21 protein-coding genes and 1 pseudogene are annotated in these 21,296 nt (G+C 67.4%); 11 read left to right on the top strand and 11 right to left on the bottom strand.

Features of this window, described 5'->3' with window-relative positions; all coding sequences use genetic code 11:
• The first annotated feature begins 138 nt into the window (after nt 1-138).
• Together C474_RS03010 and C474_RS03005 are read left to right on the top strand one after the other, a co-directional pair.
• The gene (locus C474_RS03010) at nt 139-996 is read left to right on the top strand and encodes a hypothetical protein (RefSeq protein WP_008383815.1); all 858 of its coding nucleotides are present in this window, start codon (nt 139-141) and stop codon (nt 994-996) included.
• A gap of 77 nt (nt 997-1,073) precedes the next feature.
• Complete coding sequence (locus C474_RS03005) at nt 1,074-1,577, top strand: NosD domain-containing protein (RefSeq protein ID WP_008383813.1); 504 nt, start codon at nt 1,074-1,076, stop codon at nt 1,575-1,577.
• On the opposite strand, the gene C474_RS03000 is transcribed toward C474_RS03005, so the two are convergent.
• Both C474_RS03000 and C474_RS02995 read right to left on the bottom strand, forming a co-directional pair.
• Nucleotides 1,578-2,786 (bottom strand): glycoside hydrolase 5 family protein, encoded by a 1,209-nt coding sequence (locus tag C474_RS03000; RefSeq protein ID WP_008383808.1) that lies wholly within the window; start codon nt 2,784-2,786, stop codon nt 1,578-1,580.
• A 50-nt stretch (nt 2,787-2,836) separates the two neighbouring features.
• Entirely contained in the window at nt 2,837-3,790 is a 954-nt protein-coding gene (locus C474_RS02995) for a DMT family transporter (RefSeq protein ID WP_008383806.1), read from the bottom strand.
• A gap of 30 nt (nt 3,791-3,820) precedes the next feature.
• Here C474_RS02995 and C474_RS02990 point away from each other — a divergent pair, with 30 nt between their 5' ends.
• The 3 genes from C474_RS02990 (at nt 3,821) to C474_RS02980 (ending at nt 5,662) form a co-directional block, all read left to right on the top strand.
• Nucleotides 3,821-4,078: a hypothetical protein gene (locus tag C474_RS02990; RefSeq protein WP_008383805.1), complete on the top strand. Its 258-nt coding sequence runs from the start codon at nt 3,821-3,823 to the stop codon at nt 4,076-4,078.
• A 35-nt stretch (nt 4,079-4,113) separates the two neighbouring features.
• On the top strand, nt 4,114-4,719 hold the full coding sequence (locus tag C474_RS02985) for a type 1 glutamine amidotransferase (protein WP_083861941.1): 606 nt from the start codon (nt 4,114-4,116) through the stop codon (nt 4,717-4,719).
• A 103-nt stretch (nt 4,720-4,822) separates the two neighbouring features.
• Nucleotides 4,823-5,662, top strand: coding sequence for a VOC family protein (locus C474_RS02980; RefSeq protein ID WP_049916696.1), 840 nt, complete (start codon nt 4,823-4,825; stop codon nt 5,660-5,662).
• Nucleotides 5,663-5,754: 92 nt separating this feature from the next.
• On the opposite strand, the gene C474_RS02975 is transcribed toward C474_RS02980, so the two are convergent.
• Nucleotides 5,755-6,372, bottom strand: a complete 618-nt coding sequence (locus C474_RS02975) for a class I SAM-dependent methyltransferase (RefSeq protein WP_049916669.1) — start codon at nt 6,370-6,372, stop codon at nt 5,755-5,757.
• A 159-nt stretch (nt 6,373-6,531) separates the two neighbouring features.
• On the opposite strand from C474_RS02975, the gene C474_RS02970 reads away from it, so the two are divergent.
• Nucleotides 6,532-7,230, top strand: a complete 699-nt coding sequence (locus tag C474_RS02970; protein ID WP_008383801.1) for a V-type ATP synthase subunit D — start codon at nt 6,532-6,534, stop codon at nt 7,228-7,230.
• Between the two features lie 121 nt (nt 7,231-7,351).
• On the opposite strand, the gene C474_RS02965 is transcribed toward C474_RS02970, so the two are convergent.
• From C474_RS02965 to coxB, 3 genes and pseudogenes are all read right to left on the bottom strand, one after another.
• Nucleotides 7,352-7,675, bottom strand: a complete 324-nt coding sequence (locus tag C474_RS02965) for a hypothetical protein (protein WP_008383800.1) — start codon at nt 7,673-7,675, stop codon at nt 7,352-7,354.
• A gap of 181 nt (nt 7,676-7,856) precedes the next feature.
• Nucleotides 7,857-8,201 (bottom strand): annotated as a pseudogene (locus tag C474_RS02960) (archaea-specific SMC-related protein); the annotation flags it as partial.
• 252 nt (nt 8,202-8,453) lie between these two features.
• The gene (coxB, locus tag C474_RS02955; protein ID WP_008383797.1) at nt 8,454-9,425 is read right to left on the bottom strand and encodes a cytochrome c oxidase subunit II; all 972 of its coding nucleotides are present in this window, start codon (nt 9,423-9,425) and stop codon (nt 8,454-8,456) included.
• A 200-nt stretch (nt 9,426-9,625) separates the two neighbouring features.
• On the opposite strand from coxB, the gene C474_RS02950 reads away from it, so the two are divergent.
• Together C474_RS02950 and C474_RS02945 are read left to right on the top strand one after the other, a co-directional pair.
• Nucleotides 9,626-11,917, top strand: a complete 2,292-nt coding sequence (locus C474_RS02950; RefSeq protein ID WP_008383796.1) for a DUF6789 family protein — start codon at nt 9,626-9,628, stop codon at nt 11,915-11,917.
• Between the two features lie 76 nt (nt 11,918-11,993).
• Nucleotides 11,994-12,494: a hypothetical protein gene (locus C474_RS02945; protein ID WP_008383795.1), complete on the top strand. Its 501-nt coding sequence runs from the start codon at nt 11,994-11,996 to the stop codon at nt 12,492-12,494.
• A gap of 50 nt (nt 12,495-12,544) precedes the next feature.
• Here C474_RS02945 and C474_RS02940 read toward each other — a convergent pair whose 3' ends face one another.
• Together C474_RS02940 and C474_RS02935 are read right to left on the bottom strand one after the other, a co-directional pair.
• A complete protein-coding gene (locus tag C474_RS02940) occupies nt 12,545-12,730 on the bottom strand; it encodes a hypothetical protein (RefSeq protein ID WP_008383794.1) in 186 nt (61 codons plus the stop codon).
• 70 nt (nt 12,731-12,800) lie between these two features.
• The gene (locus C474_RS02935) at nt 12,801-13,661 is read right to left on the bottom strand and encodes a cytochrome c oxidase subunit 3 (RefSeq protein ID WP_008383793.1); all 861 of its coding nucleotides are present in this window, start codon (nt 13,659-13,661) and stop codon (nt 12,801-12,803) included.
• A 158-nt stretch (nt 13,662-13,819) separates the two neighbouring features.
• Here C474_RS02935 and C474_RS02930 point away from each other — a divergent pair, with 158 nt between their 5' ends.
• Nucleotides 13,820-14,620, top strand: coding sequence for an NAD-dependent epimerase/dehydratase family protein (locus tag C474_RS02930; RefSeq protein ID WP_008383792.1), 801 nt, complete (start codon nt 13,820-13,822; stop codon nt 14,618-14,620).
• Nucleotides 14,621-14,633: 13 nt separating this feature from the next.
• Here the strand turns inward: C474_RS02930 and C474_RS02925 are convergent, their stop codons facing one another.
• Nucleotides 14,634-16,505, bottom strand: a complete 1,872-nt coding sequence (locus C474_RS02925) for a glycoside hydrolase family 15 protein (protein WP_008383791.1) — start codon at nt 16,503-16,505, stop codon at nt 14,634-14,636.
• A 255-nt stretch (nt 16,506-16,760) separates the two neighbouring features.
• Between C474_RS02925 and C474_RS02920 the strand changes: the two genes are divergently transcribed.
• Nucleotides 16,761-17,831, top strand: coding sequence for an NADP-dependent phosphogluconate dehydrogenase (locus C474_RS02920; RefSeq protein WP_049916695.1), 1,071 nt, complete (start codon nt 16,761-16,763; stop codon nt 17,829-17,831).
• A gap of 12 nt (nt 17,832-17,843) precedes the next feature.
• Nucleotides 17,844-18,716: a ribose 5-phosphate isomerase A gene (gene rpiA, locus C474_RS02915; RefSeq protein WP_008383789.1), complete on the top strand. Its 873-nt coding sequence runs from the start codon at nt 17,844-17,846 to the stop codon at nt 18,714-18,716.
• Between the two features lie 70 nt (nt 18,717-18,786).
• Here rpiA and C474_RS02910 read toward each other — a convergent pair whose 3' ends face one another.
• Nucleotides 18,787-20,301, bottom strand: coding sequence for an alpha,alpha-trehalose-phosphate synthase (UDP-forming) (locus C474_RS02910; protein WP_008383788.1), 1,515 nt, complete (start codon nt 20,299-20,301; stop codon nt 18,787-18,789).
• A gap of 34 nt (nt 20,302-20,335) precedes the next feature.
• Entirely contained in the window at nt 20,336-21,208 is an 873-nt protein-coding gene (locus C474_RS02905) for a fumarylacetoacetate hydrolase family protein (RefSeq protein ID WP_008383787.1), read from the bottom strand.
• Between the last annotated feature and the right edge of the window lie 88 nt (nt 21,209-21,296).

The raw sequence follows: 21,296 nt of genomic DNA, 5'->3' as shown, positions 1-21,296 counted from the left end.
TTGCGGCCCGCTTCGGAAGTATCTACCTATAACTATCATTTTGGACTCGGCGGACGATTTTTCTCGAACCGACGCGGGAAGGAGCGGTCGCTCGCGGGCGGGCACGGGGCTTAACTCCGAACGAGCCCTATCGGAGTCGTGTTCGGGGATTCGATTCGGACGGCCGCGCTGGGTCTGGGCGTCGTCGGACTGGCGGTCGGCGGTGCGCTCGGACTAGCTCGCCGCAGGGCCCGCGGCGTCCCGCTCTCTCCGCTCCACGGCGACGGGTACGTCGGTCCGACGTGGCCGGAGCGCACCGGCCTCCGCGGCGACCGAGTGTCGGGGGAGATGGATTCGCTCGCCGACTACGCCCGTCCCGGGTTCGACCCCGACGCCGTTCACCCCGACGTCCGCGCGCTCTACGAGCGGACCGCCTCGTTCGAGATGACCGTCGCCGCGGAGTGGCACCGACCGTACGCGCTCGGCGCGCGCCTGGCGAGTCGATGGACGAGTCGGGTCGAACAGCTCAACCTCCCCGGCCCCGGCGGCGACGCGAAGCGCGTCTCCAGCGAACTGTTCGCGCTGGCGGAGCCGGCGGCCTCGGCCGACCCGCGGGACGACCCCCGACTGTGGGTTCGAACCGACGACGACACGGGCGAGGCGGTGTTCGTCGCCGTCTACGCGAGCTACGTCGACGGCGGCGAGCGGTTCGTCGACATCGCGGTCCCGCTCCCCGGCGCGAACCTCTCGACCGTCCTCCGGATGGGACACGACGGGGCGGGGGTCGCGCTCACGACCGACTGCCCGGACGGCGGACTGTACCTGCACACCGGCGCGGGCGCCTTCCGCCTCCCGGCCGCCCAGCGGTTCCGCGTCTCGCCGGCGGGGGACCCCGACGCGCCGTTCTCCGACGACTTCGGGAACGACGCGGACGTGCTGGCCGAACAGCGCATCTCGCTGTTCGGACTGCCGCTTGTGACGGTTCGGTACGCCGCCGCGCGGACGTCCCAAGAGTGACAGCAGGATACGAACGCAGACAGGCGGTCGACTCCGCCGCCCGAGCGGCCTTAAACACGCCCGACGTACCGGACGCCATGGCTTCGAGACGGGTCCCGGACGACGGACGAATCACCGAACCGGGCGAGTACGTGCTGACGGGTGACAGGGGCATTCGCGGCGCCTCCCCCCCATCGGACGCGATGATTCGAATCGTATCTGACGGCGTCACGCTCGACGGTCGCGGGCACGCCGTCGTCGGCAACGGCATCTCGGACACGACGGCGATAGCGGCGGACGGCGAGTCGGTGCTCTCCGACGTCGTCGTCGAGAACGTCGCCGTCGAGGCGTGGGAGGTCGGTCTCTCCCTCCAGAGCGTCGACCGTGCGACGATTCGCGGCGTCGAGGCGACGGGGAACAGTTACGGACTCCTCCTCGAAGGAGTCGCGGCGCCGCGCCTCACGAACTGCGCGATTCGGGAGAACCTCGTCGGCGTGTCCGTCGACGCGGCGTCGCCGCCCGCGTCGGCGTTCGACCCCCGGCGCGACAACGACGTCTCGAACAACCGGCTCGCGGACGTCCACCGCGAGGACGACTGCTGATCAGCGGCACGCGAACTCCTTCACGCCCGCCGCCCACTCCGGCCACTCGGCTCGCTCTTCGAGGCCGTCAACGGAGGGGTCGCCGGACATCGCCTTGATGGCGCGGGCGTCCTCAAGGCTCCAGACGGCGCCGTCCTCGTGGAACAGGCCGTTCAGGACGCCGTTCCCGCGCATCGGCGGGAGGTAGGCTGGTTTCACCATCAGCGACCAGAAGAAGTTCCCGAACCCCGAGTCGTGAATCGCCGGCGCGAGCGAGGCGTAGTTCGGATAGGTGTGGTCGTCGTTCGGGGGACAGGGGCCGAAAGGCGGCGACCGGACGCGCTGCCACTCGGTCAACCACGTCGGCCCGTCGAACTCGTCGGCGAGGACGCGCATCCGGTCGAGGAAGCGCCGGTAGCGCTCCTCGGAGCGGGGGAAGTTGTAGTGAAACTGGAGCGCGTCGACGCCCCAGTCGAGGTACGTCGCGTTGTTCACCATGCTCGTCGATCCGACGGTGAGCGGGACGGAACCGCGGTTGCGAGCGAGCGTCTCGAACATCGACCGCGCGAACGACTTCGACCGCGAGTGCCAGTGCGGTTCGTTCATCGCCTCGACGGCGAGCAGTCGGTCGTCGTCACCGTACCGGCCGGCGAACCACTCGACGAACCGCTCGGCCTCGCCCCAGCGCGACCGGTCGGCGAGGAGGGCGTTCCCCGGCGACCGGACGCCGACGCCCGTGAACGGGTTGTCGTTGGTGAGGTTCTCGTCGGTCGGCCAGACGCCGTTCCCCTCGAAGAGGCTGAACAGCACCGAGATGCCCCGTTCGGCGGCCGCGCGGAGGAAGTGGTCGATCCGGCGTTCGTGCGCCTTCGGCTCCCGCTTCCAGAACTCGTAGCTCGTCCACGTCCGGACGGCGTTGAGGTTCACCCGGCGTGCGTAGCCGAGGTCGCGTTCGATCACCGCCTCGTCGTAGTCCGCCCACATCTGATAGAAGGTGAGCGCGCGGGCGGGCAGGTACATCGCCCCGCGGACGTCGATGGAATCCCTTCCGCCCGACGCGCCGCCCTCGCAGTCGGACGCACCCGGTTCGTGCGGTTCGGGGGCCGTCCCGCAGATGTACTCGGGGCAGCCGGCGATTCGCTCGCCCGCCGCCCGCCCGCTGACCGACGCGAGACCGGTCGCCGCCGCCGAGAGTCTGAGGAACTCCCGTCGACGGTGCTCTGAGTCCATGGCAGATAGTACCGAGAACCCCTCAATAAGCGTCGGGGCCGTCGCCGCGACTACTCGGAGCGAGTGGTCCGCGTCCGAGCCGCTTCCGTCTCGACCTCCTGTACGGACTCTCCGGCGCGGTTCACGACGTAGACGCCCGCGAGGAGGAGCGCTCCGCCGACGAGCGTCTCGCCGCCGACGCGTTCGCCGAGGATGGCGGCCCCCAACAGGACGCCGACGACGGGTTGGGCGAAGAAGAACACGGCGACCGAACTCGCGTCGGCGTACTCCATCCCCTTGTACCAGCAGTACCACGCCGCCGCCGTGCTCAGCACCCCGAGGTAGAGGACCGCCCCGACGAGCGTCGGGGTCACGGTGACCGCGGCGAACGCGCCCGGGTCGAGATACCACTCGACCGGCACCAGCGCGCCGAACAGGGGAACCGACAGGAGCGTCGCGTACGTCACCGTCTCCAGCGCGGAGTAGCGCCTGATGAGGGGTTTTCCGAACGCGGAGAAGCCGGCGAAGGAGAACGCCGAGAACAGCAGCAGTCCGACGCCGGCGAGTCCGCCGCCGGTGACGGTGGTCGGGTCGTACCGGCCGACCAGGACGACGAGCGTACCGATCAGGGCGAGCGCGGTCCCGAGCAGCTTCCGCCGCGAGAGACGCTCGTCGAGAGCGGTCACGCCCAACGCGATCATGAACACGGGCGTCAACACCGTCAGCAGCGCCCCCTGACTCGCGTTCGTCAGGTCCGTCCCGACGAACTGGGTCGTCAGCGCCGCGGTGAGCCACAGCGCCAGTCCGGCGAGCCGTCGCCAGTCCCGGCGGGAGAACGACCGGTCCGGGGTGGTGACGCTCACGACCGCATAGAGCGTCCCGGCGCCGAGCGCAACGCGCAGGAAGACGAGCGTGAGCGGCGGAATCTCCCGAAACCCCCACTTGCTTACCACGTACATTCCGCCCCACAGGGCCGCCGCGAGGAGGGGGGCGGCCGCCAGCAGTCGATCCCGATCGGCGTCCATCGACCGGACGTGCGCGGGCCGGAACCGTCAGTGGCGTGGTTCGTATCGAGACCGCCGCGCATCTTCGCGGGCGAGCGGCACTACGCGGTCGTCGCCGCGGTTCCTGTCGTCATCCTCGTTACCTCTACCGGGGCCGAGGGGAGTGAGAACCGCCGCGCCTCGGCGCCGGCGACGGGTTCGTCCATCGTCCGTCGCGGTCCGGTGCCCGTCGGTCCGGTCGCCGGGTGCGATGAGAACGTCGGACCCGAGCGGGTAAGACGCTCGACGCCGAAGCGCCGAACGACGTGATACTGGTAGTGGACAACGCGGTCGAGGGCGGGCACATGGCCGGTGAAGTCGCCCGACTGCTTCCGGACGCGGACGTGGAAATGCACGACTACCCGAACGGAGCGTCCGACCCGTCGCTCGACGGCGTGGACGGCGTCGTCCTCGGCGGGAGCGGGTGCGGCGTCTACGACGAACCCGACCAGCCTTGGATCGGCCGACAGAAGCGGTTCGTCGGGACGGTCCTCGACGAGGGCGTCCCGCTTCTCGGTATCTGCTTCGGGCACCAACTCGTGAACGCGGCCCTCGGGGGGACCGTCGTCGACGGCGGGGAGTCGAGAAATCACCTCGTGGAGGCGTCGCTCGCGGACGTTCCCCTGTTCGAGGGAGTCGAACCCGTGGTTCCCGTCCTCCACTCGGACGTCGTGACCGAACCCGGCGAGGGGATGGACGTCGTCGGCACGACCGACTACAACGACTACTTCGCCACGCGGCACCGCGAGCGTCCGGTCTGGACGGTTCAGTATCACCCCGAGTTCACGCCCGCCATCCGGCCCGAGTACGACGCCGTCTGGGAGGAGAGCGAACGCTCCTTAGAGGAGTCGACGGCGACGCGGACGCTGGCAAACTTCTCTCGGTTCTGCCGACACGAAAGCGGCGAGTGAGGCGCGGGTCACCACCGCCCGGTTACGCCGGTGTCACGTGGTGGACTCGGCGTTCGCGGAGATATATATCCGAGACCGACGAACTTCCGACCGAGACCCGCGAATGACACGAACACCCCTCGTTCCCGACGCCGCGCGAATCGGCCGAACCGCCCTGACCGTGGCCGACCTGGAAGCGACGGCGGCGTTCTACCGCGACGTCGTCGGCCTCTCCGTGTTGGCGGAGACGGAGACGACGGCGACCCTCGGCGTCGACGGGACGGCGCTGCTCGTCCTGCGACGGGACGACGACGCCCCGCCCCGGACCGACGACCGCGCGGGACTGTTCCACAACGCGTTCAGAGTCCCCTCTCGGGCCGCGTTGGGCGCCACCCTCGAACGAATCCGCGACCGGTCGGAGCTGAGCGGAGCCTCCGACCACTACGTGAGCGAGGCGCTCTACCTCGCCGACCCGGAGGGCAACGGCGTCGAGGTGTACGCGGACAGGCCGCGGGCGGAGTGGCCGCGCACCGAGGACGGAAAGATAGGAATCGGAACGGTGTCGCTGGACCTCGACGACCTCGTCTCGGCGTCGGACGGCGCCGCGGCCGCCCCGCCCGGAACGACCGTCGGACACGTCCATCTAGAGGCGACGTCGCTATCGGCGTCGCGGGCGTTCTACGCGGACACGCTCGGTCTACAGGTGCAGACGGAGTCGCCCTCGGCGCTGTTCCTCGCGGCGGGCGACTACCACCATCACCTCGGCGTGAACGTCTGGAACGGGCGGTCGCGGCCAGCGGACGGACGCGGAGTGGCGTGGTTCGAGTTCCTCGTCCCCGACGAAGCGACGCTGACGACGGTTCGTCGGGGTCTCGCGGCGGCGGACGCCTCGGTCACGGAGCGCGAAGCGGGGTTCGAGGTCGAAGATCCGAGCGGAATCGCCGTCCGGTTCCGCGCCGAGTAGGGCGGCCGTCCCGGACGCCCACCTGCGCCCCTGAACGCCTCGATTCGGCGACCGAGCGTCGGCCCGAGAAGCGGTCGGACGACCCGGCCGGCTCAGAGCACGCGGAACACGCGGACCGTGTCGCGCTTGCCCGGTTCCGCGAGGAGTTGGGCGAGGCCGAGGTCGGAGAACACCCGCTTCCAGTTGCGGTGAAACAGCGGGAACTCGTCGTTGACGTAGCTCACTTCGGCCCCGTCTCGGCCGCGCTGCGGGCTATTGCCCTCGTTCTCGGCCGTTATCAGGAGGTCGGAGGTGACGCGTATCAGCTCCTCGAACACCCACGTCTCCTCGGGGTGGACGTGTTGGAGCGTCTCGACGGAGTACACCACGTCGAAGGCGTCGTCGTCGAACTCGGCGACTACGTCCTCTATGGCGCCGACGCGGAACGTTCCGGTCTCGGCGAGGTCGGGGAAGTACTCGGCCATCACGTCCAAGGCGTCGCCGTTGATGTCGACGCCGGTGAGGTTCTCGTACCCCCGGTCGAGCAGGTGCGCGAGGTGGCGGCCGGAGCTACAGCCGACCTCCAGTATCGCGGCGTCCTCGTCCACGTAGTGCTCGAAGACGGCGGCGAGCGTCTCGCTCACCTCGTTCGGCCCGATGTCGGCGTAGTAGGCCGGCGAGAAATCCCCGGAGCGCTCGGCCCAGCCGCGGCGGTTGTCGTCCGGTTGCACGGACGGTGGGACGGCGTCGAGGAGTAAAGCCTCCCCGGAATCCACCGGTCGGGAGCAGTCGAACGCGGCGCCGAGCGAACGCGGTCGAAACCATCGACTCGGTCGGTGTGGGTCTCGAAGGTGGAGCTATGCTCCTGGAAATCGAAGCGGTCGTACGAGATGACACGCCGTCGGCACAGCCGGGTCGCACCGACGCACCACGAACTCGTCGCGGTCACCGAGAAACTCGAAGTCGCCCGGAAGGGGCGGCACGTGCTCGAACGCCGTCGGGACGGACTCGTCTTCCTCCTCTTAGACGTGCTCGAACGCTACCGGACGCTCCGCACGCGACTGGACGAGGAGTTCGACGAGGCGGCCGGCCTGCACACCCGCGGCGCGGAACGCGAGGGGGAGATAGCCCTCAGAGAACTCGCGGAGGCGCGGGCGACGCACCCCGAACTGCTCCTCGTGGAGACGAAACTGTCCGGACTCGTCGTGCCCCTGTTCCTGAGCACCCACATCACGACGCGGATCGAAGACCGGGGCTACGGCATCATCGGGACAAGTTCGCTGGACGACGAGATAGCCGGCGCGTACGAGAGCGTCCTCGAAACCGCGGTCAAACTCGCGGAGACGACGGACGTCGCCCGTCGACTCGCCGCGGAGACATACCGTCTCCGCGTGCGCGTGAACTACCTCTCCCACCGGCTGATTCCGGACTTCGAAGCGGACGAGCGGTACATCGAGCGGTCGTTGGCTCAGCGGGAACAGGAGGAGCGGTACCGGCAGTTTCGGGTGAAGCGCCGACGGGAGGAACACCGAGCGTCGCGACGTCGACGCGAAGCGGGAGACGGACGCGACGAAACCGGGGAGGAGTGAGCCGATGTTTCACCGCCGATTCGGCCGGGTTATCCGGAGCGCGAAGAGGGCGTCACGAAGGTGCTGCTGAAGCCGTAACGGGGCGCGAGCGGGTCGGTCCGGACAGGGTCAGCGTCGTCCGCTACTCCGGGCGCTCCGCTTCCGGACCGGGTTTCCACGTGTTGCCTTCGAGCGTGACGAGGTCGTAGCGTTTGAGCACCTGCAGCAGGTCGACGACGGCTTCCGCGTCGTAGTCGACGGTCATCTCCTCGGGCAGTTTGTCGGCGATGGCCGACCGCGTCCCCTCCTCCATCCGGTCGAGCGTGTCCAGAAGGATGTCCACGTCCTCCAGCAGGGGCTCGAGGCCGGGCCGACCCTCCTCTTCGGCGTGGAGCTTCGACAGTACCTCGTCGTACGACCCCGTAATCTCCATCGTCACCGCGACGTCGTCGGAATCTGAATCCATGCTACCGATATATGCGGGCAAAACACCATAAGCGTTCCCAACTGTCGGAGATGCGGAGCGGTTTCTCCCGATCCGCGTCCAAGCCGACGCCGGCGAGGTCGGTGTCGGGAGCAATCGACCGCCTGTAGCGGCCCCAATCGATCGATACCGCGTCTCGGCGGGGAGACGCGTCCGATCGCGGTCAGTGCGGCGTCCCCGTCCGGTCGGAGACGACGCGCCACTCGGCGGGGTCGACCTCGTGTCCCGTCACCGAGGAGTGCTCGGGGTAGGCGGTGGTGACGACGTACTCCGAGCGGTCGAGCAGGTACTCCGTCAGGCGGCCGAGGTTGTCGTCGGCGATGCCGCCCAGTCGGTCGAGCGTCACGACGGGGACGCGTTCGTCCACGTCGTAGGCCCGGTGACCGGCCACTGCCACCGCGACGCCGAGCAGTTCCACCTCGCCCTCGCTCAGCGCCGAGGTCGGCACCCCCCGGCCGTCGCGGGCGACCACGAGGTCGAAGTCGCTCGTGAGGCGCGCCGCCTCGAACACGGCGCGCCGGACCTCGTTGCCCTCGTCGAGGGAGGCGAACCCGTGGTAAGAGACTCCTCTAGGGAACCCGTGTCCATCTCCGACAACCGCTTAGCCGTTGTCGGCCGTCGAGGGGCGTGACACTCGACGGCAGCCGAGACAACCCCTAAGCGATTGTCGAAAAGTCAGATTTTGCTCACGATAGTCGTCGAAGAAGAAGGCGTGAGAGAAGGGGCCGCGAGTAGGGGCGAGGCTTCGCGTCGTCCGGCCCTACGCGCTTCCGACGGACGGCGCACCCGTGGCGTCGCCGGCGCGCAGTCTCGGGTTCGGCGTCTCGGTGCCGTTCTCCGTTCCGTTCGTGGCGTTTTCGAGCAGATCGGTGTCGCTGCCCGTCTCGGTGGTAGCGTTGCCGATCAGGTTCGTATCGTTGCCCGACGCTGCCCCGTCCTTGGCGTCCGCCACCGCCGATGCGGTGGCGTTTCCGCCGTTTCGCTGCTCCCGCACCCACGTCCGATACTCCTCGTTGGAGACGACGACCACGTCGCCGCCCATCCGGGCGTGGCCGGAGCCGCAGAACTCCGCGCAGTAGAACGGGTAGACGCCCTCCTCGGTCGCTTTCGTCCGGATAGTGGCGTACGTGCCGGGCATGGCGTCCTGTTTCAGCCCGAGTTTCGGCGAGTAAAAGGAGTGTATCACGTCCTTGGAACTGACGTGGAGGTAGACGTCCCGCCCCTTCGGGATGACCAACTTCTTCTTCGTCGTCACGTTCTCCTGGTCCATGTACCGGAACTCCCAGCCCCACTGGTAGGCGAGCACCTCGATTTCGACGGCGTTCGGGTCGTCGGGTTGGACCGCGCCTTGGAGGTAGTGGTTCGTTCCGCCCCCCTGAGGGCTGTTGTCGGCGGCGACGACGGGGGAGATGTAGGGGTTCGCCAGCACCACCATCGAGGCGATGCCGACGAACGCGAGGATGATGGCGGTGACGACGGTCCAGGTGATTTCGAGTCGGCGGTTCTCCTCGGTCGGCGCCGGGTCGTCGTTGTTCCGGTACCGGTAGATAGTGTAGAAGATGATGAACTCGACAGACATCATCAACGGCAACGCGACGTACAGCAGTTTTCGGTTGAGGTTGTTGATGAGCGCTTTGTTGACGGACTGGGCCGCCACGGGCGTCGTCGCGAGGGCGAGAAAGGCAACGACGAGGGCGAGAAATCCGCCGAGACGCGCGGGCGTCCGATCCATTGCGTACGTCTCGGAGCGATGCGAACTAAACTCTGATGGGTCACCCGACGCGATGCCCGACTGTCCGGTTCGAAGACGCGTTCGAGCGATCCGGAGATTGAATCTTTCGGCCAGGCGGGGAATAGATTTAATCGATGGAAGTCCTTTCCCGAAGACGAGATGAACTACGCAGTCGAACCGTTCTCTCTTCGGAGTTCTCCATGAGCGTCGTCCCGTACGCGTTCGTGGCGTGTCTCGTCGTCGGGGTGGTCCTCCGCGCGCGGTACGGGTCGTTCCGGAATCTCTCGCGGACCATCCTCGCGGACGGCGGACACGTCCGGGGCGACGAGACGGAGGAACGCGAGAAGAAGGCGAACCTCCTCCGGTGGGTGACGACGGTCGACCACAAGGACATCGGCCTCCTCTATCTCGTCTTCGGGACCGTAGCGGCCCTGTGGGGCGGCGTCGACTCGATGATGATTCGGACCGAACTGCTGACGCCCGCCGTCGACGTGTGGTCCGAGGAGACGTACAACGCGCTGTTCACGACCCACGGGCTGACGATGCTTTTCTTCTTCGTCACGCCGGTGTTCTTCGGGATGGCGAACTACTTCCTTCCGTTGCTGATCGGCGCCGACGATTTGGCGTTCCCGCGCATCAACGCCATCGCCTTCTGGCTCCTGCCGCCGTCGCTGCTCCTCGTCCGCGGCGGTCTCATCACCGAGGTCATCGCGCGGGTTCTCGGGCTCGGACTGCCGCGCTCGATGCTGGAAATCCTGTACACGCTGGCCCCGCCGGCGACGGGGTGGACGCTGTACACCCCGTTGTCGACGCAGTTGGCCAACCCGCAGATAGACTTCATGTTACTCGGGTTGCACCTGAGCGGGCTATCGACGATGATGGGGGCGATAAACTTCATCGTCACCATCTTCATGAAGCGCGGACCGGACGTCGATATCGGCGATTTCGACATCTTCACGTGGTCGATGCTGACGACGAGCGGCATCATCCTCTTCGCGTTCCCCCTGCTGGGGAGCGCCATCCTGATGCTGCTGCTCGACCGCAACTTCGGCACCTCCTTCTACGCCGTCGAAGCCGGCGGGTCGATACTGTATCAGAACCTGTTTTGGTTCTTCGGCCACCCGGAGGTGTACATCATCTTCCTGCCCGCGACGGGGCTGATGAGCACCATCCTCCCGAAGTTCTCGGGACGGAAGCTGTTCGGGTTCAAGTTCGTCGTCTACTCGACGCTCGCAATCGGCGTGATGTCGTTCGGCGTCTGGGCCCACCACATGTTCACGACGGGGATGGACCCGCGACTCCTCACCTCCTTTATGATCGTCTCCATCGCCATCGCCGTTCCGAGCGCCATCAAGGTGTTCAACTGGATGACGACGATGTGGAAGGGCGACATCAGGCTCACCGCGCCGATGCTGTTCTCCGCCGGCGGCCTCGGTCTGTTCGTCATCGGAGGGATCACGGGCGTCTTCCTCGCGTCCATCCCCATCGACGTGATGTATCAGGACACCTACTACGTCGTCGGACACTTCCACATGATCCTGATGGCGATCATCCCGTTTCAGATGTTCGCCGCCTCCTACTACTGGTTCCCCATCATCACCGAACGGATGTACAACCAACGTCTGGCGCGCCTGCAGGCGGTGCTCACCTCCGTCGGCGTGTTCGTCACGTTCATGGCGTTCCTGATAATGGGCGCTCTCGGGATGCCGCGGCGGTTCGCCTCCTACCCGCCGAAGTTCCAGTTGTTCCACGACGTCGCCTCCGTGGGCGCGTTCGTCATCGGCTTCAGCGTCCTGCTGTGGCTGTACAACATGTTGCACTCGCTGTGGTTCGGCGACCTCGTCCGCGACGCCGACGTGTGGGACCTGAAGAAGACCCAGCAGTTCACCCGCGAGTGGCAGGCGTTCGAGGCGCGACTCGCCGAGAAGTACGGCGTCACCAGCACCTCGCCCGAGGAGACGCGGGCCGCCGCGGAGAGCCAGATGGTCGGCGACCAGAAGGACGAACCCGACACGGGCAGTCCGAAGGCGTTCGAGGACCTCTCCGGCATCGGCAACGACGTGGTCGTCGGCGCCGTCGCCGGCTTCGTCGGCATGATGCTCATGTCGGCCGTCCTCTACGTCGGCTCCCTCCTGGGCGTGTTCGACCTGGTGTCGTTCGCCGAACTCGCCGAACTCGTCGGGGTGGAGGGCAGTCCGCTCGTCGGCTACCTCATCTTCCTCGGCGGCGGGATGACCACGTGGGCGCTTCTGTTCGTCACCTTCGCGGACTTCCTGCCGGGGGAACCCCTCCTCAGGACGGGCCTCGTGTTCGCCGTGGTGATGCTCCCGGGGTTCTTCGTGGCGTTCTACAGCGGCCAGTCCGGGTGGGAACTCGTCGGCTACATCCTGGTGGCGTTCGTCGCCCACCTCGCCTACGGGGCGGGATTGGCGACCACGTTCAAGATGCTGAGCGGCCGTCTGAAAACGTCGCTCGTCCACGTCTCGGAATGACGGTGACATCTCACGCCGCGGCGGGGGCGAGCGCCCGGACGCGGCGACTGACACGCACGCGCGGGGGTGACGCGCGGTGAACTGGAGCGACGCCGCGGCGTACGCCCTGCCGTTCCTCGGCGCCCTGGTGTTCTGCGCGAGCATCGGCGGCGCCGTCTACGGCGGCTACGCCGCCGTACAGGACGACCTCGGCCTCTGCGGCGTCCCCGCCATCGCGGTGACGCCGCCCGAGGACATCGACCACAACGCGCCGGAGGGGACGGTCGACCCCTCGTGGACGCAACTCGACTACGAGGAACTGAACGAGGCCGAGAAGGAGGCGTTCGAGGAAGCCGTCGGGTCGGTGAGCGGGACCGGCGACGTCCACGGCGAACTCGAACACGAGGCGGCGTTCAGCGGCGGCGCTCTCGTCGCGTACGAGGGCGAGGAGTACTACGTGGCCATCGAGACGATGGACGAGTGCGCCTCGGCGGCGCCGTGGGTCCTCCCGGCCGGCGTCCTCGGCGTCCTCGTGGGCCTCGGTCTGTTCTACTCGCCGCGACTCGCCCGGATGCTGGCCCATCGGTCCGACCGCTGAGCGGTCGGGGTCGAAACCGAGCCGCGGCGTCGCCCGGTATCCGTCGCTCGTCACCCGAGCGCCGGGACGACCGGAAGCAGGAGCGCACCGCCCCCGTCCAACTGGTCGATGGGGGGGATGAAGCCGAAGAACGACGCGAGGAGCAGGGCGCCGAGGAACGCCGCGAACAACACCGTCAGCGCGAGGAGCCAGTCGTACAGTCCCTGCGTCGTCGTCAACTTGGGGAGCGTCGCCATGGGAGAAGGAGGGGCGGAATCGAGGGTAAATCTACTGGCGTCCGGCCCGTGCCGAACGTTGGACGCCCTCTCAGGCGCCGAACGTCGCGCCGAAGTACAGCGACACGATGATGACGAGCCAGATGGCGTCGACGAAGTGCCAGTACATCGAGACGGTCCTGACGGCGGTGTCGCGGCCGGCGCTGAACTGCCCCATCAGCCCCCGTACGAGCAGGATTCCCATGAGTATCGTCCCCGTGACGACGTGGAGACCGTGCAGCCCCGTCAGCCCGAAAAACGCGGGACCGAACAGCCCCGTGGAGATGGTGAACCCCTCCTTGACGATCATCTCGTGGTACTCGTACACCTGCCCGCCGACGAACGCCAACCCGAGTGCCAGCGTCACCCCGAGCCACACCAAGAACCGCTTGCGGTCGCCGCCGGAGAGTTTCTTGTGCGCGTACTCGAACGTGAAGCTCGAACCGACGAGGAGGACGGTGTTTATCGCCAACACCGGCGTGAGCAGATGCGGAAGCTCCTCGGGGGGCCACGCGCCGATGCGGAGGAAGTAGTAGTACGTGAACCCGGCGGCGAACGTCGCGATGTCCGTCAGCACGAACAGCAACATGCCGAGTCGGTGGACGCCGGAGTCGAGGATGCTCTCGTCTTTGTCCCAGTAGGGTTCGACGAACGCCTGATAGAGCCAACCGAACATGCCGACGAGAAGAAGGAACGCTCCGCCGCCGAAGAACAGCGGTCCGAGGAACTTCGGAACGAGCGAGTAGTCCGTCCACCCGATGATGAACAGGCCCGCGCCGAGATAGAGATTCGCCGCGCCGACGGCGGCGATGAACGGCCACCACGACGACTCGTCGAGTCCGCGGGGGACGTCCCACCCCGCCGGCGGGCCGAGTCCGCCCTCCTCGTCCTCAGAATCGGTTGCCGTACCCATACGTTCAGCCTGGGGAGGGACCGTAAAATAGCCGGCGGGCGATTCAGACGCGGCGGGCGGACGGGGGCGTTCCGTCGGAGACGGCGGCGACGGCCCCGTTCGCGTTCGGACGCGCGGCCGCCGAACCTTTACTCCTCGCCGCCGCAGTTGGCACCGACATGGCACACATCGCCATCACCGGTGCCGCCGGCAACGTCGGGAGCACCGCCGTCGAGGCGTTCGACCACGAGACGCACAAGGTCACGCCGATAACGCACACGGAGACGGAGGGGATGGAGAGCGTCGTCGCGGACGTTTCCGACCGCGAGGAGTTCGTCGAGAAACTGCCCGAGGACGCCGACGTCCTCGTCCACCTCGCGGCGAACCCCTCGCCGTACGCCGAGTGGGACGAGTTGAAGGACGTCAACGTCGAGGGTGCCTACAACGCCTACTACGCGGCCGACGAGAACGACGTGGGTCGGGTGGTGTACGCCTCCTCGAACCACGCGACGAACGGACACATCGTGGCCGACCCGGACGAACCCGAGACGATGCGCGCGGGCACCGACGTCATCGACCCCGACGACGAGACGGCGCCGGACTCCTTCTACGGCGTCACGAAGGTGGCCGGCGAGGCGATGGGGAACTACTTCGCCCACCGGGAGGGCGTCGAGGCGGTGAACCTCCGAATCGGCTGGTTGCTCGCCGAGGAGGACCTGAAATCGGAGGTGACCGACCCCGTCTCCGAAGAATACGCCGAGGAGGCCGCCCGGTTCGCCCGCGCGATGTGGCTGAGTCCGCGCGACTGCAAGGACGCCGTGCGGGCGGCGAGTCTCGCGGACCTGCCCGAGGAGGAGAACTCGGTCACGGTCAACGCCATCTCCGCGAACGACGAGCGCTGTCTGTCGCTGACGCACGGTCTCCGGACCATCGGCTACCGGCCGCGGGACAACGCCGCCGAGGTCATCGAGTCGAACTGACTCCGACGACCCCTCACCCCTCGAAGGAGTGCGAACCGAACGGCTGTATCTCGCGGTCCAGACGCGCCTCCGCGAGGTAGAGCGCAGCGTTCACCAGGCCGATGTGGCTGAACGCCTGCGGGAAGTTTCCGAGTAACCGTCCCGTCTCGGCGTCTATCTCCTCGGAGAGCAGTCCCAACGGCTCCGCGTAGTCGAGTACGCTCTCGAATATCGCCTCGGCCTCGTCGACGCGGCCGGTGACCGCGAGGGCGTCGACGAGCCAGAACGAACAGAGCACGAACGCTCCTTCCTCTCCCGGAAGGGGGTCGGCGCCCCCCTTGTAGCGAAAGACGAGTCCCTCCTCGGTCGCCAGTTTCTCGCGTATCGCGTCGACCGTCGAGCGGACCCGTTCGTCGTCCGGGGGGAGAAAGCCCGTCAGCGGGATGAGCAGTCCGGTTGCGTCCAGCGTGTCGTCGTCGTAACATTGGGTGAACGCCCCGAGTTCCTCGCTGTATCCCCGGTCGAGGACCGTCTCGTGAATCTCGTCGCGGACCGCCGACCAGCGCTCCTCCGCGGCGGCGTAGTCGAGTTCCTCGGCCATCTGTATCGCTCGGTCGAGACCGACCCAGCACATCACCTTCGAGTAGACGAACTGGTGCTCGTCGCCGCGGACCTCCCAGATGCCCGACCCGGGTTCGTCCCATACCTCGCAGATGTGGTCGGCGATGTCGTGGACCGCCCGCCAGTCGTCCTCGCCTATCTCGCGGCCGGCCCAGAGCAGTTGGTAGATGGCGAGTATCAACTCGCCGTACACGTCGAGTTGGCGCTGGTCGGCCGCGTCGTTGCCCGCGCGGACGGGCGCGGAGTCGAGATAACCCGAGAGGTGCGACAGTTCTGTCTCCGTCAGGTCCTCCCCGCGGTCCATCGAGTACAGCGGCTTGATATCGTCGGGGTGGAACTCCTTCGAGAGGTCGAGAAAGCGGTCGAGGTACGCCGACGCCTCCTCGTAGTGACCGAGATGCGTCAGCGCGCGGACGGTGAACGCGCCGTCGCGTATCCACGAGTAGCGGTAGTCCCAGTTGCGCACGCCGCCGACGTCCTCCGGGAGCGACGTGGTCGGCGCGGCGCAGATACCGCTCGTGTCCCGCCGCATCAGCAGTTTCAGGACGAGGCCGGACCGGACCGCCAGGTCGTGCGTCCGGCCTTCGAGGAGGCAGTTCTCCGTCCCGTCGGCGTCGTCGCCGCAGGGGTGCGCCCACTCGCGCCAGTAGTCGACGGTGTCCGAGAGCAGGCCGTCGCAGGTGCCGCCCGCCAGCGGTTCGTGGCTCCCGTACTGGGCGACGAACCAGTGGGACTCGTTCGCGGAGAGCGGGTACGTCGCCGCCGCCCGGTCGTCGCCGTCCCCGGCGTCCTCGACGGCGAGGTCCACCGGCGACGATAGGAACAGCGACTCCTCGCCGGCCTCGGCGACGACGCCCCCGCTGGTCGACTCGACGCGCGTGTCGGCGCGGGCGTAGTCGAACCGCGGTTCGAACTCGACGTGCACGTCGACGCTGCCCTCGGTGCACGTCACCTTCCGGTAGACGGCGTCGGCGGGGTGGTCCTCGGCGTAGGGTTCCCCCGACGCGAGCATGAAGTCGGTGAGGGTCAGTTCGCCGCCGGCGGTGGTGAACGTCGTCTGGAGCACGTTCGTCCGGTCGAGGTATCGCTGTCGGGACTCGTACTCCTGGGCGGGTGCGACCGAGAACGTCCCGCCTCGCTCGCCGTCGAAGAGGGCGGCGAAGACGCTCGGCGAGTCGAGGTACGGGAAGCAGCACCAATCGATGGCGCCCTGGTCGCTCACGAGTGCACACGTCTCTAAGTTACCGACGATACCGTAGTCGGAAATCGGCGTGAACTCCTTCATGGCTGCCTGGTGAGACCCCCACGGCGGCCGACGTTCCCGGCCGTACCGTCGGTTCGGCCTCAGATTCGGCGACGGGCGGATTAAACGCGTCGGCCATCACGATTTTGGTCGTCGCGGGCGCCCTTCGACACGTATTGCGGACGGGGGAGACGTCGCGAACGATTCCCTCGCCTCGTGTTCGCGGTGAATCACGGAGACGCGCGTGCGGCGCCGCCGCACGCGCGGACGGCGATGCACGACTACAAGGAGACATATATGTCAGAGCAAGAACTCACGCTCGGTATCGTCGGATTGGGTAAGATCGGCGGCAACCTCGCGCGGCAGGCCGTCGAGAAAGATATCCGCGTCGTCGGCCTCGACGCCGAGGACAGACCCGAACTGGAGGAGGCGGGCATCGAAGTACACGACGCCGGTGAGTACGAGACGCTGGCCGAGGAACTCGACCCGCCGCGCGTCGTCTACATGTCGCTGCCCGCGGGCGAACTGATAGACGACCAACTCGACGAACTCGTCGGCGAACTCGACGAGGGCGACGTCGTGATGGACGGCGGCAACTCCTTCTGGCGCGACTCCATCCGCCGCGAGGAGCGCTGCTGGGACGAGGGCGTCTACTTCCTCGACACCGGCACCAGCGGCGGGCCGCCGCGCGCGAAGGACGGCGCCTGCTTCATGGTCGGCGGCAAGGAGGAGGGCTTCGAGATAGCCGAACCCTACCTCGACACCCTCTCCGTGGAGGACGGCCTCATCCACGTCGGCGAACCGGGCAGCGGCCACTTCGTCAAACTCGTCCACAACGGCATCGAGTTCGGGATGCTGCAGTCCATCGCCGAGGGCGTCGAACTCCTGAAGGCCGGGCAGTTCGACCTGGACGGCGAGATGGGCGACCTGTTCGAGACGTGGAACAACGGCGCGGTCATCGAGAGTTGGCTGGTCGAGTTGATGTCGAAGGGGCTGAAGAACGAAGACCAGTTCTCCGACGCCCCCGAGAACTTCGAGGACGTGCCGAACTTCGTCGAGGACACCGGCGAGGTGAACTGGCTGGTGCAGGAGGCGTTCAAGGGCGAGACGCCGGTGCCCGTCATCACCCAGTCGGTCATCGAACTGTTCAAATCGCGCGGAAACCAGAAGCACGCCCCCCGCGCCGTCGCCCTGATGCGTCACGGTTTCGGCCTCCACCCCTTCGGCGAACAAGAGGGCATCATGGACGAACGCATCACCGGCCGCGTCGACAACGACGCGCGCAGCGACATTCGACAGGAGGAGGGCGACGAGGACACCCTGCGGCCCGAGAAGCGCGAGTCGTACGACGGCGACCCCGACAGCTAGGAGGAGACACCAATGGCAAAACAGTTCGTCTACGACGAGAACGGCAGCGAGATCAGCGTGTGGGCCGAGTCGACCGACGAGGTGGTCGAGGAGGCTCGCAGCGAACTCGACGAGGAGGGAATCGAACTCGGCGAGGAGGAGATACGCGAGCGAATCCGCGTCATCCCCTCGCCGACGCGAATCAAGAGCAGTCCCGAAGACGTGCTGATGGACAAGCGCCGCCGCGGCGGCATCGAGGCGGCCGAAGTCGTCGAGTCCGGGATGGACATCGGCCTCGGCACCGGTAGTACGACGGCGTGGGCCATCGCCGCCATCGGGTGGAAACTCGAATCGGGCGAACTCGAGGACGTGCGCGGCGTCGCCACCTCCCTCCAGAGCCACGACTTGGCCCGCGAACTCGGAATTCCCCTGACCGACGTCGACGAGTTCGAGTCGCTGGACGTGGCCATCGACGGCGCCGACCAGTGGGACCCCGAGAACCCCCACGTCGTGAAGGGCGGCGGCGCCTCCCACGCCCGCGAGAAACTCATCGACGAGATGGCCGACCGCCTCGTCATCGCCACCGACGACGAGAAGCAGTCGACGCCGCTGTCGCACCCCGTTCCCCTCTCGGTGCTGCCCGAGTCGCGCAACGTGGCGCAGTCGTGGGTGAAAGAGCAGGGCGGCGACCCGCAACTCCGCTACGCCGAGAAGAAGGACGGACCGCTGTTCACGGCGAACGGCAACCTCATCGTCGACTGCGATTTCGGCGAGATAGACGACATCGAGGGGCGCGCGACCGAACTCGCGCGCATTCCGGGCGCTCAGGAGCACGGCCTGTTCGTCGACGTGGTCGACGACGTGATATACGGCACCGACGACGACGTGGAACACGTCGAGTTCTGAGCGGAGCGAAACGGAGAAAAAGGAAGAGAGGGACGCGAGCGGAACCGAATCGCCTCGCGCGACGCTGTTTTTACTGACCGTCCGCGTCGTCCCGTTCCTCGCCGGCCTCCTCGGCGGCGGCGAACACGTCCGCCATCCACGCGTTGAGGTCCTCCTCGTGGACGTTCTCGCGGAGTGCCGACATCCGCTCGCGGCGCTCTTCTGCGTCCATCGTCATCGCCTCCTCGATGGTCCGGGCGAACCCTTCGGTGTCGTGCGGGTTGACGACGAGGGAGTGCTCGCCGAGTTGCTCGTAGGCGCCCGTCTGGTCCGAGAGGATGAGGACGCCGTCGTCGTCCACCTGCGAGGCGACGTACTCCTTGGCGACGAGGTTCATCCCGTCGCGCAGGGCGCTGACGAGCATCACGTCGCTGTAGCGGTACAGCGCGTTGAGTTCGTCGCTCTCCAACCAGTCGTCGATGTAGATGACGGGCGTCCACTCGTCGGTGCCGAAGCGCTCGTTGATGCGCTCGACTGCCTCCCGGACGTTCGTCTGGAGGTTCTGGTACTCGGGGATGAGCGACCGCGACTCGTCGGCCTTCTGCACGTACGTGAGTTCGCCCTGTCGCTCCGGACGGCCCTTCCAGAACTGTTCGAGCGCCTTCAGTCGCTCGACGATGCCCTTCGTGTAGTCGAGGCGGTCGACGCCGAGGGCGACTTTCGAGTCCTCGGGGATGCCGCGGTCCTGTTTGAACGCCCGCCAGGACTCCTCGTCGGCCGAGGAGGCCGACTCCGCGATGCCGTCGGCGTCGACGCCGAGGGGGAACGCCTGAACGTAGGTCGTGTGGCCCTCGTACTGGACGCGGTTGTCGTCGTAGTCGACGAACGCGTCCTCGAACGCCTGGTCGACGCAGTCGAGGAAGTTCTGACAGTAGCGCTCGACGTGGAAGCCGAGGACGTCGTTGGCCAGCAGGCCGTCCAGCAGGTCCTCGGCCTGCGGGCAGGCGCGGAACGTGTCCCATCCGGGCCACGTGATGTGCCAGAAGTGGGTCAGGAGGGCGTCGGGGGCGTCCTCGCGGACCATCCGGGGCGCCAGCGCGAAGTGGTAGTCCTGGAACCAGACCACCGAGTCCTCGCCGATGGCGTCGACGACGGCGTCGGCGAAGCGGCCGTTCACCTGCTGGTAGCGCCGCCAGTGGCGGTTGGCGTACTCCGTCTTCCAGATGCCGCCGTGGCTCAGCGGCCACAGCACGCGGTTGCTGTAGCCGTAGTAGTACGCCTCCACCTCGTCGTCGGAGAGCCAGATGCGCTTGAGGTCGTAGGCTTCCTCCTCCGGCGGCATCCGGACGACGTCGTCCTCGCCGGTCACCTCTCGGTCGGCCTCGCCGTCGCCCCACGCGATCCAGGTGCCGTGAACGCGTTGCATCACGGGGTCGAGGCCGGCGGTGAGGCCGCCCGCGGGTTCGTCGACGACGACGTTGCCGTCCTCGTCGTACTCGTGGGAGTAGGGCTGGCGGTTCGAGACCACGATGAGGTCGCCGGGAACCGAGGGCGTCTCGTCGCGGTCGTCGGTCCGTTCGTCCGCCGACTCGTCGTCGCCTATCATCGGGGAATCACCCCGTGCGTATCGTATCGTTGAATCATACAGTCGTCACCGTGTTCGTCAGCGTGCCGACGTTCTCGATGGTTATCTCGACGCGGTCGTCCTCCCGGAGAGTGAACTCCGAGGGCGGGACGATGGAGGTGCCGGTCAGGAGCACCGAGAGTTCGGGCGTCTCGTCGTGGCGGTTGCGGTAGGAGACGAGTTCCTCGCAGGTGCGCGCCATCAGCGAAGTGTCCGTCTCGCCCTCGAACTCCGTCTCGCCGTCACGTTCGATGGTCATCGACATCTCCAGGTCGTGCGGGTCCTCGACCGTCTCCGGCGAGACGACGCAGGGGCCGACGGCGCAGCACCGCTCGAACACCTTCGCCTGCGGGAGATACAGCGGGTTCTGGCCTTCGAGGTCCCGACTACTCACGTCGTTGCCGACGGTGTAGCCGACGATGTCGCCCTCGTAGAGGACGATTCCGAGTTCGGGTTCGGGGACGTCCCACTCGGAGTCCTCGCGGACGCCGATTCGGTCGTCGGGGCCGACGGTTCGGGAGGGCGTCGCCTTGAAGAACAGTTCGGGCCGGTCGTTCTCGAACACCTGTTGGTACATCTCCGGGCGGCCGCTCTCGTCCTCGCGGGCGTCGCCGCTGGCCTCGTAGGTGACGCCGGCGGCCCACACCTCGTCGGGAACGACCGGACGGACCGTCCCCGACTCGACCTCGTCTTCGCCGACGACGGGCGCGTCGTCGAGGAGGGCCTCGGCCACGTCGTCGACGCCGCGGTTCGTCGTCGAGGCGACCATCGCGAGGTCGCGGAACGACGAGAGGGCCGGGCGCGCCGACGAGAGATCGTAGGCTGTCCGGCCGTCGCGGGCGACGAGACGCGGGTCGCCGGAACCGATCCGAACGCGGAAGTATCGCATCGACTCTCGGTATGCGACGACGCCACTAATTTCTCGTGGCTGTCGGGGTGTAATTTCGCCGCCGCGGCGCCGCGGCCGTAAGAGGCGT

Origin of the sequence: Halogeometricum pallidum JCM 14848 (assembly GCF_000337095.1) — an archaeon.
In the GTDB taxonomy this organism is placed as follows: Archaea; Halobacteriota; Halobacteria; order Halobacteriales; family Haloferacaceae; genus Halogeometricum; species Halogeometricum pallidum.
This window is presented reverse-complemented; position numbering and strand designations above follow the sequence as displayed.